At 42.0% G+C, this 13217-nt stretch carries 17 protein-coding genes; 13 read left to right on the forward strand and 4 right to left on the reverse strand.

Annotated elements, in window-relative coordinates; all coding sequences use genetic code 11:
- Positions 1–43 precede the first annotated feature (43 nt).
- Positions 44–667, forward strand: coding sequence for an arylformamidase (gene kynB / locus BANVL01_RS07465; protein ID WP_066083585.1), 624 nt, complete (start codon positions 44–46; stop codon positions 665–667).
- Positions 668–803: 136 nt separating this feature from the next.
- Here kynB and BANVL01_RS07470 read toward each other — a convergent pair whose 3' ends face one another.
- Positions 804–1034, reverse strand: coding sequence for a hypothetical protein (locus BANVL01_RS07470; protein WP_066083587.1), 231 nt, complete (start codon positions 1032–1034; stop codon positions 804–806).
- 272 nt (positions 1035–1306) lie between these two features.
- Here BANVL01_RS07470 and BANVL01_RS07475 point away from each other — a divergent pair, with 272 nt between their 5' ends.
- The 6 genes from BANVL01_RS07475 to ypzF all read left to right on the forward strand — a co-directional run bounded on the left by BANVL01_RS07475 (position 1307) and on the right by ypzF (position 5867).
- Positions 1307–1555 (forward strand): DUF2249 domain-containing protein, encoded by a 249-nt coding sequence (locus BANVL01_RS07475; protein ID WP_066083589.1) that lies wholly within the window; start codon positions 1307–1309, stop codon positions 1553–1555.
- A gap of 108 nt (positions 1556–1663) precedes the next feature.
- Entirely contained in the window at positions 1664–2131 is a 468-nt protein-coding gene (locus tag BANVL01_RS07480) for a flavodoxin (RefSeq protein ID WP_066096180.1), read from the forward strand.
- A gap of 423 nt (positions 2132–2554) precedes the next feature.
- On the forward strand, positions 2555–2854 hold the full coding sequence (locus tag BANVL01_RS07485) for a DUF5658 family protein (RefSeq protein WP_066083591.1): 300 nt from the start codon (positions 2555–2557) through the stop codon (positions 2852–2854).
- Between the two features lie 110 nt (positions 2855–2964).
- A complete protein-coding gene (locus BANVL01_RS07490; protein ID WP_066083594.1) occupies positions 2965–4110 on the forward strand; it encodes a DEAD/DEAH box helicase in 1146 nt (381 codons plus the stop codon).
- Between the two features lie 100 nt (positions 4111–4210).
- Positions 4211–5674, forward strand: coding sequence for an amidase family protein (locus BANVL01_RS07495; RefSeq protein WP_066083596.1), 1464 nt, complete (start codon positions 4211–4213; stop codon positions 5672–5674).
- A 58-nt stretch (positions 5675–5732) separates the two neighbouring features.
- Positions 5733–5867, forward strand: coding sequence for a protein YpzF (gene ypzF, locus BANVL01_RS28550; protein ID WP_268874914.1), 135 nt, complete (start codon positions 5733–5735; stop codon positions 5865–5867).
- A gap of 68 nt (positions 5868–5935) precedes the next feature.
- On the opposite strand, the gene BANVL01_RS07500 is transcribed toward ypzF, so the two are convergent.
- The 3 genes from BANVL01_RS07500 to BANVL01_RS07505 form a co-directional block, all read right to left on the reverse strand.
- Positions 5936–7465: an FAD-dependent oxidoreductase gene (locus BANVL01_RS07500; protein WP_066083599.1), complete on the reverse strand. Its 1530-nt coding sequence runs from the start codon at positions 7463–7465 to the stop codon at positions 5936–5938.
- A gap of 218 nt (positions 7466–7683) precedes the next feature.
- Positions 7684–7830, reverse strand: a complete 147-nt coding sequence (locus BANVL01_RS27195; RefSeq protein ID WP_156482211.1) for a hypothetical protein — start codon at positions 7828–7830, stop codon at positions 7684–7686.
- Between the two features lie 83 nt (positions 7831–7913).
- Positions 7914–8288, reverse strand: coding sequence for a DUF1360 domain-containing protein (locus BANVL01_RS07505; RefSeq protein ID WP_066083600.1), 375 nt, complete (start codon positions 8286–8288; stop codon positions 7914–7916).
- 107 nt (positions 8289–8395) lie between these two features.
- On the opposite strand from BANVL01_RS07505, the gene safA reads away from it, so the two are divergent.
- The 6 genes from safA (at position 8396) to BANVL01_RS07535 (ending at position 12823) form a co-directional block, all read left to right on the forward strand.
- Positions 8396–9010: a SafA/ExsA family spore coat assembly protein gene (gene safA, locus BANVL01_RS07510; protein ID WP_066083602.1), complete on the forward strand. Its 615-nt coding sequence runs from the start codon at positions 8396–8398 to the stop codon at positions 9008–9010.
- 237 nt (positions 9011–9247) lie between these two features.
- On the forward strand, positions 9248–9595 hold the full coding sequence (locus BANVL01_RS07515; protein WP_066083603.1) for a lmo0954 family membrane protein: 348 nt from the start codon (positions 9248–9250) through the stop codon (positions 9593–9595).
- Between the two features lie 20 nt (positions 9596–9615).
- A complete protein-coding gene (locus tag BANVL01_RS07520; RefSeq protein ID WP_066083605.1) occupies positions 9616–10260 on the forward strand; it encodes a PspA/IM30 family protein in 645 nt (214 codons plus the stop codon).
- A gap of 160 nt (positions 10261–10420) precedes the next feature.
- Positions 10421–11155 (forward strand): cell wall-active antibiotics response protein LiaF, encoded by a 735-nt coding sequence (liaF, locus tag BANVL01_RS07525; RefSeq protein WP_066083607.1) that lies wholly within the window; start codon positions 10421–10423, stop codon positions 11153–11155.
- The gene (locus BANVL01_RS07530) at positions 11152–12198 is read left to right on the forward strand and encodes a sensor histidine kinase (RefSeq protein ID WP_066083608.1); all 1047 of its coding nucleotides are present in this window, start codon (positions 11152–11154) and stop codon (positions 12196–12198) included. The genes liaF and BANVL01_RS07530 overlap by 4 nt, the downstream gene beginning before the upstream one ends.
- Positions 12191–12823 (forward strand): response regulator transcription factor, encoded by a 633-nt coding sequence (locus tag BANVL01_RS07535; protein ID WP_066083610.1) that lies wholly within the window; start codon positions 12191–12193, stop codon positions 12821–12823. The genes BANVL01_RS07530 and BANVL01_RS07535 overlap by 8 nt, the downstream gene beginning before the upstream one ends.
- The last annotated feature ends 394 nt before the right edge of the window (positions 12824–13217 follow it).

Genomic DNA, 13217 nt, shown 5'->3' on the forward strand with positions numbered 1-13217 from the left:
ATATGTGGAGAAGTTCAATAGGATTGGAAGGGGAGTGAAAAAAATGAGGATTTTCGATATCTCAAGAAAGCTGGTCAATGGGATGCCCGTTTGGCCGGGAGATACCGCTTTTCAATACGAGGTCTCATGGCCAATGGAGGAAAGCGGCTCGGTTAATGTAGGCAGACTGGAATTAAGTACCCACACGGGCACACATGTTGACGCCCCATTTCACTTTGATAACGGCGGAAAAAGAATCTATGAGCTGGACCTTAATCTTTACATCGGCCCGGCAAGAGTTATTGATTTGCCGCCGGAAATAGAAAGCATCGGCGTAAAGGAGTTAAAAGATATTGACTTGGATGGGGTCACAAGAGTTTTGTTTCGAACGCTTGCTTGGAAAAACGGTACCGTCTTTCCAGAGAAAATTCCTCATATTGAACCAGAACTAGCTCCATATTTAGCTAAGAAGGGCATCCGATTAATCGGATTAGATGTTCCTTCCGTTGACCCGATTGACAGCAAAGAGCTCCCTGCCCATCACAGTTTGAATGCAAACGGGATACACATATTAGAATCACTAATCCTAGATGAGATTGCCCCAGGAGAATACGAACTAATCGCCTTGCCCCTCCCACTAGTCGATGGAGACGGCAGCCCCGTCCGCGCCATCCTCCGTCAGTGGTAGAAATGGTGAAAAAAATGGGTGTCAGGCACCATTTTACAAATAAAGTAAAATGGTGCCTGACACCTTTATAAATTTAGAGGCAAAATAGCCCGCTGGGATAATCAGCAGGCTAAACAAGGTAAATAAATGCCAGGGGTTAGGCTCGTTTTCTTCTGTAAATTAGCCAATAGCTTCCGAAGCCGACGACTATCAATAAACCAACTGTACCTGGAACAACAAAAGCTTTAAATGAGGGCTCTTCCGGGACGGCCTTTTTTGTTAGCGAGGATGCATTGTTTATCCCCTTATCTGACTGTTCAGTTGCGAAAACATTCGTCCCTAGTAGAAAAAACAACAGCGAAGCGATAAGAGAAATCTTCTTAAACATATTTTCAACCCCGTTATATTGTTATCTTATTTTTGTTCATTTTATCACCATTTCCGCAAGCTAAAATCATTTTGACATTAATGTTCACAAATCTTTCGAAATTTATTTTTCAAAAATATTACCGGTCTTTTAATGTAAAGCCAGGAAAGCCAACGGTTGGCGCCGCTTTTACGGGGATTGTATCTAAACAGCTGACTTGATATAAATCAATTCTTTTCGGAGAAAAAGGTGTTAAAATGAGCGTAAATTCTAATCAAAGGGGTTCTGTAATTATGTTTGAGATTGTTGATAAAAAAGCCGTCATGGATATCCGTGAGCTTGTTGCGAAGGGTGAGCATCCGCGCCGGGAAATATTAAATTTTATAAAAGCAGCACCTGTTGGCACCATTTTTGAACTCCATTTGCCGCATCGAGGAGAGCCGCTTATCGCCAATTTACAAGCACTCGGAATGAATGTCGTTGTTAACGAACTAGAACCAATGCATTTTCGGCTTATGGCAGTAAAACTAAATGAACTTTAATTTATAAACAGCTCGCCAATCGGCGGGTTTTTTTATTTCTTGATGCAGGTCAAGGTTTTTGAGGACGATTCCCATTATGATGAAAGAAAAACAAGAGGTGATTTGCTGATGAATGCTACTTGTTTAATTGTATATGCAAGCATGACGGGCAATACGGAAGAGCTGGCCAGCTTCATCGGAGACGGCATCCAAGCAGCCGGTGCTACTGTCGCGATTAAGGATATCCTTGAGGTAGATGTGCTTGACCTTCAGGAATATGATGGGATTATTTTAGGAGCTTATACGTGGGGGGATGGAGATTTACCGGATGAATATCTCGATTTCTATGATGAAATGGGCCGATTGAATTTAACAGGAAAAACGGCTGCGGCCTTCGGATCCTGTGACTCATCTTATGAACATCGCGGCGGTGCTGTAGATATTTTAACTGAGAAATTAGCGGAATTAGGTGCAGAAGTCGTTCTGGCCGGATTAAAAATTGATCTGGCTCCAACAGAAGCCGAAATAGAACAATGTATCAGCTTCGGTCAAACTTTTGTGGAAAAATCATTTCTAACTGAGAGGGGAATTTTGTAATATGAGCGTGATGGAATTAGCCTTAAACGAGGTTGCCTGCCGGGTTGTATCGGAAAAATCAAACGCAGGATGCAAAAGTATAACGGGGTTGAAAAAGTAAAGATCCTATCTGGAAGTGGAAAAATACAAATTAATTTTAATGAAAATATCATTCAATCAGAGGAAATAAATTGCAACCTTTATAAATTAGCGTTACGAACCTTTGATTAACAAGAGCTGCTCGTAATGGGCAGTTTTTTTTATGAAAAAACACCTCAATTAAGAACAAATATATGCATTTTAATGTAAAATATATATATAATAAAACAATGAACTATTCTCAAAGTCAGCCTTTATATACTCTTAGTGTTCTCAATAATGAACGAATAAATGTGCTTTAGGATAGAAATAATGGATACTGATAATTCTAATGGAGGTTGAACGATGAGACTTTGTTTATTCCTGCTTATTGCCGGGGTGGTGGATGCGGTCATGACCCATCTTGGGATTGTTTCAGGTTTTGTAGAGGAGGGGAACCCAGTAATGAAGTTTTTCATTGCTAAAAGCTGGTCCTATTTCTACCTGATAAAAATCATTTTACCGCTAACGCTGCTAGGTTTATTTTACCTTCGACCATTAAAAGGGTGGATTAGAGCGCTTTTGATTTCTACCTGTGTCCTTTATTTCTCTGTCCTAGTGTATCATATGGTCTGGATGGTTCTCTATTTAAATACCTCATCATGATCCACCAATCTTTCGTTGATAACTAGACACTCCACGGTTATTAAGTTAGTATCAATAAGATATGAATATACAAATAATAAGTAAAATGACTATACATAAAGGAGTACATTATGTTAGATAATTTAAAGCCTTTTTTACAGGAAGCATGGCAAAAGTCAGGATTCGAGCAGCCTACTTCGATTCAAGCAGCTGCAGTCCCGATGATTCTTGACGGAAAAGACCTGATTGCCGAGTCACCGACAGGCACCGGAAAGACGCTCGCTTATTTACTTCCATTGTTAAATTCGATCGATGCCAATCTGCCATCCTTACAAGCAGTGGTCCTCGCCTCTTCACAAGAGCTAATCATGCAGGTGTATCAAGAATTCCAAAAATGGTCAGAGGGAAGCAGCATCAGAGGCACTTCGATTATTGGCGGCGCCAACGTCAAACGGCAGTTGGAAAAATTAAAAAAACGTCCCCAGGTCATTTTTGCTACACCGGGCAGGCTGATTGAGTTAATCAAACAGAAAAAGGTAAAAATGCACGAAGTAAAAATGATTGTTTTGGATGAGGGAGACCAGCTCCTGATTTCTGAACACCTTAACACGGTCCAAAGCATTGTAAAATCTACGATGAATGACCGTCAAGTCGTGTTATTTTCGGCAACAATGAAACCAGGGATTGAGCAGCAAGCAATCGCCATCACAAAGTCTCCAGAGATTATCCGCATTGAAAGGGATGAGGCAGCCTCTTCCGGAGATGTAGAACATATCTATTTCCTGTGCGAACCAAGAGATAAAATCAAGCTTTTAGAAAAAATTACCCGTCTAGATGATAGTAAATCGCTTGCCTTTATTAATGATATTGGTGAAATCGAAGTTTTTAAAGAAAAGTTTCGTTTTAAAGAGCTTTCGACAGGAATCCTCCATAGCGATATGAAAAAGTTAGAGCGTCAGGCTGCATTAAAGGCTTTCCGTGAGGGAAAAATGAACATGCTTATTGCTACAGATGTCGCCGCCAGAGGACTTGATATTCAAGGGGTCACCCATGTGGTTCAGATTGATCTTCCGAAGGATATTTCGCAATATGTCCACCGTGCCGGCAGAACAGGACGGATGGGGGCAGATGGAATCGTCATCTCGCTTGTGACCGAAAGGGAAGAAAGAGAACTGAAGACCTATTGCCGCGAGTTAAAGATCCCGCTTCATAAAAGAGTTTTTTATCAAGGGAAAATTGCGGATGAACAACAAAGAAGTAAAAATCTGCGACGATAACACTGAGAGCTGTGGAGATATTTCCACGGCCTTTTTTCATGAATAAAAAGGATTTCTCCCGTTTTCCTTGAATAGTTAAGTAAGAAATGGAGGGGAAACAATGGAAAATCCAAAATTAAAAAAATGGCATGATGAGTGGCTTGAGGAAGCAACAATCAGCGGGCTTCAAGAAAAAATGGAGCGCGGGGAACTTACCGCGAAAGAACTGGTCCTGATGTATCTACATAGAATTTCCGCCTACGACAGCGGTCTTCATTCCGTCCTAGAAGTGAATCCGGACGCTCTGCAGATTGCTGAGGCACTTGATGCTGAACGGAAAGAATCAGGACCACGAAGTCGGGTCCACGGGATTCCAATTTTAATAAAAGATAATATTGATACCCGTGACAAAATGCATACAAGTGCCGGCTCCCTTGCCTTAAAAGATTCAATTGCGCTCCAGGATTCGTTTGTAGCCGAGCAATTACGCAAGGCTGGGGCTGTTATTCTGGGAAAAACAAATATGACCGAGTGGGCAAATTTCATGGCCATTGGAATGAAAAGCGGCTATAGTTCACGCGGCGGACAGGTATTAAATCCGTATGGACCTGGTACGTTTGATGTCGGCGGCTCAAGCTCAGGCTCCGCCGCTGCGATTGCCGCTAATTTTGCAGCAGCCGCAGTTGGAACGGAAACATCTGGATCGATATTAAATCCATCCTGCCAGAATTCGTTGGTCGGAATCAAGCCAACAGTGGGCCTGATTAGTAGACGAGGAATCATTCCGATCGCCCATACTCAGGATACCGCAGGGCCGATGACTAGAACCGTTGAAGATGCCGCAATACTTTTGAATGTTCTGTGTGGAAAAGACAGGCGCGACCCTATCACCAATACAAATCCGTTCGATGGATTCGACTTTACTGAATTTCTTTTAAAAGATGGTCTTAAAGGAAAACGAATCGGAATCGCTGCAGAAGGATTTATCGAGCTATTAAGTAAGGAAAAACAAACAGTGGTGGCTGCGGCATTGGAAGTATTAAAAACCTCAGGTGCCGAAGTTATCGAAAATATTGTTATCCCTTCGGCTAAGGCAGCCTGGAAATATGATGTTCTAACGTATGAATTTAAACCAGACTTAAATGCCTATTTAAGTCAATTGCACTCGTCTATACCTGTAAGAACTTTAGCGGATTTGATTGAGTTTAATAATAGGGATGAAGAAAAAATGCTAAAGTACGGGCAGGCAGTGCTCCTTAGATCAGAAAAGACGAGCGGAGCATTAACTGAAGCAGCCTATATGAAAGCATTGGAATTTGATCTCTATCATGCAACCGAGCAAGGGATCGATTTTGCTCTAGAAAAATATAATCTGGATGTGATTGTTTTTCCTAGTGATGAAGGCTCGCATATCAGTGCTAAAGCAGGCTATCCGACAGTAGCTGTCCCTGCAGGTTTCACCGCGGGAGGGGAGCCAGTTGGAATTACCTTCGCTGGAACTGCATTTAGTGAACCGCTGTTAATTCAAACGGCCTATGCGTTTGAGCAAATGACAGCCTTTCGGAAAGCCCCCGTCCTCGAATAGGCTGGCCTGAATTCAAGCATACTATCAATGAATTTCTTAGGAAAGGAGATGGGGAGCTATGGGAAGAACGAAACTAGGCAATGCCAATGCCCAGCGTAACAACAACACGAAAAAGCCAATGAAAACAAGTTCTGAGCTGGTCGAATTTACAACTGGGGAAGATCTAAAACGAAACCGGCCAAACAGTAAATAACAATGAAACGCCTCCTGCGAGTTGGGAGGCGTTTCATTGTGTTAAATCCATATATACCACTGGCAACCCTACTCTTCGGAAAGCAATGGCAGCGGTTTTTTTGTTGGCCCTTCGATGACGTCACCGGAATAGGCATACCGAGAACCATGGCATGGGCAATCCCATGTTTTTTCAGCCCGATTCCATTCACATTCACAGCCAAGATGCTGACAAGTGGTGTCGACAACATATAGCTTACCATTTTCATCCTTGTAAGCACCTGCTCTTTTTCCGTTAAACATGACAACTGAACCTTCGCCAACCTGCAAATCCTCCGCGGCCTTGTCAGTATACTCAAGTTTCCCTTTAATGAGGTGCTTAGCGACATCGGCATTGGTTGTTACCACGCTTTTTAAATCCGGATCAGCCTGAAATCGAGATGGTGAATATAGCTCCTTGTAAGGGTTATCCCGGCCGAGGACATAATCGGTCAATAAGTGTCCGGCAAGGATGCCTGTGGTCATGCCCCACTTTTTATAGCCCGTTGCCAACAAAATATGCTCACGCTCTGCCGTTATTGAACCGATATAGGGAAGCTTATCAAGGGTAACTAAATCCTGCGCCGACCAGCGGTATTCGTATTCCTTTATGCCAAAAACATCCTCCGCAAAGTCTTCGAGTGCTTCATAATGCTTCATTGTATCAATGCCTTGTCCCGTTTTGTGATTTTCTCCGCCAATGATAATCAACTTTTCGCCGTCAATCGGTGTATAGCGAATTGAACGAGTTGGGCTATCAGCGCTGATATACATGCCTCCAGGATAGTCTTTATCCGTTTTTATTCCGATTGCGTAAGATCTATCCACATGCATCCTTGCAAAATAAAGGCCAGGTAAATCGTAAAATGGAAAGTGTGAGGCGATAATCACCTGATTACAGGTGACTTTTTGACCGGACTTTGTCACCACCTTTGGCTGGGTCTTATCGTCCTCAATGTCGTTCGCCACTGTATTTTCAAATACAGCGCAGCCACTCTTAACAGCCTCATCCAAAAGAAACTTCAAAAATTTAAGTGGATGAAACTGGCCTTGATTCCGCATTAGTAAGGCAGCTGTAACAGGGATATTAAACGGGATGGTATCCTTTATGGCACCATCGATTCCAAGCGTTTTATAGGCTTCCCATTCCGTTTTAAGCTTTTCAGCATATTCCTCGGTCGTTGCATACATATAGGCGTCTTCATTGCTGAAATCACAATCAATTCCTTTTTCCTTTACATTACTTTCGACGAATTGGATGGCATTCATATGGGATTCGAAATAGAGACGAGCCTTTTCTTCACCAAAATGATTGATAAATTCATCATAAACTAAGCCATGCTGCGCCGTTACTTTTGCCGTTGTATGTCCGGTAGTCCCATTTAAAACGCTGCCCGCATCAAGTAATGCAACCTTTTTTCCTTCTTTTGAAAGTAAATAGGCAGCAGTAATACCAGTTATTCCGGCGCCAACAATGGCTACTTCCACTGTTAAATCTTCAGTTAATTTCCGAAAAGAAGGCAATTCGATTTCACGCCAATATGTTTTTGGGAATTGTGGGATTTTTTCAGAAGAACTCATACATACTCCTCCAGCTTCATAATGAACTCATGTTTAATTTTTCCTAAAATGAGAAAATAATGTGAAAAAGTTAAAGAAAACTCTCCGATTGGCGAGCCGTTAGGCGATGACAGAGGTGTAGTTGCACTTATGCCTGATCGGAAAGTTATACTTTCCGATCGGCAAAAAAAGGATGAACCCTGATTATTATGGGTTCATCCTTTTTTGTTAGAAAAATTTTAATCTTCTTCATCGCTGTCTATTTTGTCAATTCGAACAGCATCTTCTGAATTAAGAGCTCTGCCTAAAAAATGAAAGACCATTCCGCCCACTAAACCAAGGCAAAGGACAAAACCGATGGTTGTAGTCAACCATAAAGCAGTCATTCAAGTTCCCCCTTCTTCCTGCTTAAGCTCTTCTAAAGATATATGCAGAGAAGGGACGTATCTTGCTTTATTATCGGGTTTTGTCAATCTTTTTTCTTTAGTTCCGAATAATAATCCACCTTTTTAATATTGACGCCGACAAAGGTTTCAATGATTGACTGACCACCCGCAATTGAAAAAATTAAAATAAATATAAAAGTAACCCTCGGGAAAAGTAAATAGGCTCCCCCAAGTAAAACGGCACTCCAAATACCGGCACACCAATAACATTTCAAGAGATAACCAAACATCGATGTCGGGACTTCCTTTGTTTCAGTGCCAGTATCCGTTACTACCTTTACTTTTTTCACAAACGGCTTGCGGATAAATTCGGTTATTTTATCAAAAACAATTAAATGGGTTAAACGGTAGCTTGCTAAAATTAACATAATATAGGTCATCCATGAAATATTGCTCACATTTTGCTCCTCCGAAAGCTCCGATAATGGCCAGCTAAATATATTTTTCAGTTCCTTGTATATTTTGAGCCTGAAATCAAAAATATATATTCGGAGGAGGCGAAATAATGAAAAAATCTTTTTGGCTTAGTTTTCTGTTTTTACTATCTCTTTTCTGCATTCCAAGCGTCTCGTTTGCCCAGCAAATATACATCGTTCAGCCGGGGGACTCACTTTGGAAAATTGCTGTCAGGTATCAGGTCGGAATTACGGAGATTATTCAAGCAAACCCGCAATTTAAAAATCCTAATTTGATCTACCCGGGTCAAAAGGTAAACATCCCCGATTTAGGCGGTGTTAAATCAATTGAAAGTCAAGTCATTCAGTTAACCAACCAAGAACGGGCGAAGAATGGTCTCAAGCCATTGAAGGCAGATTGGGAACTCTCAAGGGTGGCGCGCTATAAGGCAATGGATATGCGCGACAAGAACTATTTTAGTCATACGAGCCCAACCTACGGCAGTCCCTTTGATATGATGAAGAATTTTGGGATTACCTATCGTTCAGCAGCAGAAAATATTGCCGCCGGTCAAACGACAGCAGCATCGGTTGTTCAGGCTTGGATGAATAGTTCCGGTCATCGCGCCAATATTTTAAGTTCTCAGTCTACCTACATTGGTGTCGGTTATGCAAAAGGCGGCTCCCAAAGATACTACTGGGTACAGATGTTTATATCAAAATGATGTTACAACGGGTCAGTTTCCATTAGGAGGCTGACCCTTTCTACGTCTCTGGACCGATATAAAAATCAAGCTCTAGCGCAATTATGAAAAGCATTGGAAAAAGGTAAGATGAAATTACAGAACAACTTGCCGATTGGCGAGCCCGTAAGGGCGAAGACAGAGGCTTAGTTGCTCTTATGCCTGATAGGAAAGTTTTACTTTCCTATCAGGCCAAGAAAAGAAAGGAGTGAATGACAAATGAAAAAATTTGGTTTACTGGTAGCGGGCGGGATTGCCGCTCTCATCTTGCTTTCAACAATTGGTCCGATGGTGGGGTTAGCCGTAAGCGTGGTTGTTCTATACTTCATCTTCAAGCAATTTTTAAAGACTGAATCAACTGGGGCAAAGATTGGTCTAGGAATCATCGGCTTCATCGTCCTGATGGCCTCTATCCACAATGCACCAGCCATCATTGGTGTCGCAGCAGCATACGTGCTTTACCTCGTTTATAAAAAATGGAACGAGAACAAGCAAACGAAGATCAAAGAGGACTCTGACCCATTTGCCAATTTTGAAAAACAATGGAATGACATCAAACATTATTAAGCATAAAGGAGAGAATAATCATGACAAACTTATTTACGAGAATTAAAAACACCATTACTGCGGATTTACACGAGGTTCTTGATCAAAAAGAAAAACAAAACCCAATTGTCTTGCTCAATCAATATCTTCGCCAGTGTGAGCAGGAAACAGAAAAGGTTAGAAAGCTGTTAGAACGTCAATATACGTTGAAGGATGAGTTTACGAGAGAATTTCATCAGGCAGCCGAGTTAGCAGAAAAAAGAAAATACCAAGCGGAAATTGCTTCGAAAGCAGGGGAAACAGAGCTGTATCAATTTGCTGCTGCTGAACATCAGCAATATGCAGACCGCGCCCAGCGTCTCAGTGCTTCACTTGAACAGGTCAAAGGCCAGCTTGGTGATTTAGAGCGAAAATATGAAGAAATGAAGCACAAGCTAAAGGATATGAATCTTCGCCGAATGGAATTAATGGGCCGCGAAAATGTAACACGCGCCAACGTCCGAATCAACCAGGTGCTTGATTCCAATACGTACTCGGATAAATCTTACTCGAAGTTTAAAGACATTGAAAACTATTTAGACCGCCTAGAGCATCAAGTGAACAGTTCCTTTTACCGGAATACAATCGATGCAAGAATTGCTCAACTAGAAAAAGAAGCGAAATTGGAAGAAAGCAAGTCCATTTAAGAACAAATATGGTATTCTAAAAAGGCGTAGAGTCTCTGCGCCTTTTACCCATATAAAAAAACGGATTCGCAAATAACATGGCTCGATTCGCAAATAAACCGGCCTAATTCGCAAATAAAACTGTCATTTTCGCAAATAAGAAAAAAGGGAGGTTGAGCCAATGTTTAAAAATGCAAAAAATGATTATATTGGATGGCTCGTCTTAATCGGCATTGTGATCCTGCTATTGGAGATTTTATTTTTCAACAGAGGACTTATTTTCTCCCTTTTCATTTCTGGCGGGATGATCTATCTAGGCCGTAAAAAAGCCGGAAAAAAGCTGGGAAAATTCCTTTTTATCGGTGGTATTATCTTCTTTGTCCTAAGTATCGTCAATATGATGACGTTCAAGTTTTTATTGTTAGCGATTTTACTGCACTTTTTTATTCAATTTTTAAATTCTAAAAAGAATCCTAACAAAATTACACCAGATATCATAAAAGATGAACAACCTCAGCAAGAGGAAACAATGGTTAGATCGAAGCCGCTGTTTGAAAATATCTTTTTTGGGCAGCAAAAAACTCCTTTTGGTGTTTATGAGTGGAATGATGTAAACATCCAGACAGGCATTGGCGATACCACTATCGACCTTAGTTACACAATGCTTCCAAAAGGAGAAACGGTCATATTTATTCGCAATATCATTGGGAATATTCAAATCCTTGTACCCTATGAAATTGATGTTAGTATCCACCATTCATGTGTGGCAGGGTCGGCAACGGTATTCGGGAATCATCACTCGAAAATTTTCAATCAAGTTTTTCAGCTTAAAACACCGGGCTATGAAAAGTCGGAGCACAAGGTAAAAATAGTTACCACGCTCGTTGTTGGGAATTTAGAGGTGAGCCGGATATGAGTACAACCCAGCGCCAAATTGTCTGGAGTGTCGGATTCTCCTTCCTTATCGCCATCATTGTCGGGGCTGTTTTCTTTCTTGTTTTCCCGATAGGATGGTCCGAATTATGGGATCGTCACTTTATGGATATTCCTATTGTTATTTTTGTTCCTGCCTTTAGTATTGCCGTTGGGATTCTGCTAGGCGGAGCTTCAGGCCTTTTTTGGCGAAAGCAGTTTCTTGCGATTGAACACTCCCTGCACCATTTGGAGGAAGGCAGACAGATGGAGGAGAAAGGGAAGCCTCCCATCACGGAAATGCAATCCATTGCTGAGCGGATTGAGAAAATCGGCAAACAAATGACAGAACAGGCTAAACTTTCGCAGCGATTAGCGACCGAAAAAGTAGAAGACCAGGAAGCAAGAATTCAGGAGATCATTGAACAAGAACGGAACCGTCTAGCCCGTGAATTGCATGATTCCGTCAGCCAGCAATTGTTTGCCGCATCGATGATGATGTCGGCCATTAATGAAACAAAGGTGCAGACAGAAGAGACCCGCGAAGCGAAACAATTGAAACTTGTGGAAGAAATGATTCACCAATCGCAACTCGAGATGCGTGCCCTGCTTTTACACTTGCGTCCTGTGGCATTAAAGAATAAAACGCTCCAAGAAGGAATTGAAGAGCTGTTAATCGAATTATCTCAAAAGGTAACTATGGATATTAACTGGAAAGTGGAAGCTTTTCCATTAGACAAAGGTGTAGAGGATCATCTTTTCCGTATCCTTCAAGAATCTGTATCAAACACCCTTAGGCATTCGAAAGCAAACAAGCTTGAGGTTCTGATGATTAAACGGGATGACCTTGTTATCTTAAGGATTGTTGATGACGGAATTGGTTTTGAAGTAAACGAAATGAAAGCAGGGTCTTACGGAATGCAAAACATGCATGAGCGAGCCGTTGAAGTCGGCGGCACGTTAAAGGTGATTAGTGTGAAAAATAAAGGAACAAGGCTGGAAGTGAAGGTTCCGGTGATGATTAATGGAGGTGGTGTGAATGATTAGAGTCGTTTTTGTTGATGACCATGAAATGGTGAGAATTGGAGTTTCCTCTTATTTATCGGCACAGCCGGATATTGAGGTTGTAGGGGAAGCGGCCGATGGGAAAAAAGGGGTAGAACTGGTACTTGAACTCCGCCCTGATATCATCTTAATGGATTTAGTGATGAAAGAAATGGACGGGATAGAAGCTACTAGACAAATTATTGAACATTGGCCTGAAGCAAAGGTGATTATCGTGACAAGCTTTTTGGATGATGAAAAGGTCTACCCTGCACTTGAAGCCGGAGCAACCAGCTATATGCTGAAGACCTCGAAGGCAGGCGAAATCGCAAATGCCGTGCGGGCAACCTATCATGGGCAGTCGGTACTTGAACCGGAAGTAACTGGGAAAATGATGGTGAAAATGCGCCAAAAGAACACACACCTGCCACACGAAGACCTCACCAGCCGAGAATTGGAAATATTACTGCTGATGGCAGAAGGCAAAGCCAATCAGGACATTGCCGATGAATTATTTATCGCCCTGAAGACCGTCAAAACCCATGTTAGCAATATTTTAAGCAAATTAAGCGTCCAAGACCGCACCCAGGCAGTCATCTATGCGTTTAAGCATTCATTAATAAAATAAACCCGAAAACCAAGGCTATCTGGAAATAGCCTTTTTTTCGTGGTGCATATATTACTATATTTAATATTTTCGAGGGAATGGGCACCGTTTAGCGGAATCAGAGTGCCGATGGAAGCGGAAAAAAGGAGAGGGCCGGCACTGTGGTGGATCCAGAGTGCCCGTGGGAGCTTAAAAAAGTGGGAGACGGGCACCGTGATGGGTTTAGAGTGCCCACGGAAGCAATAAAAAGAAGGGGACGGGCACTGTGATAGGTTCATAGTGCCCGTGGGAGCTTAAAAAAGAGGGTGACGGGCACTGTGATGGGTTTAGAGTGCCCATGGGAGTAATAAAAAGAAGGAGACGGGCACTGTGACGGGTTCATTGTGCCCGTGGAAGGAAAAAAAGAGCAGCCGCG

The sequence above is a fragment of the Neobacillus novalis NBRC 102450 genome (assembly GCF_001591805.1).
Classification (GTDB): domain Bacteria; phylum Bacillota; class Bacilli; order Bacillales; family Cytobacillaceae; genus Neobacillus; species Neobacillus novalis.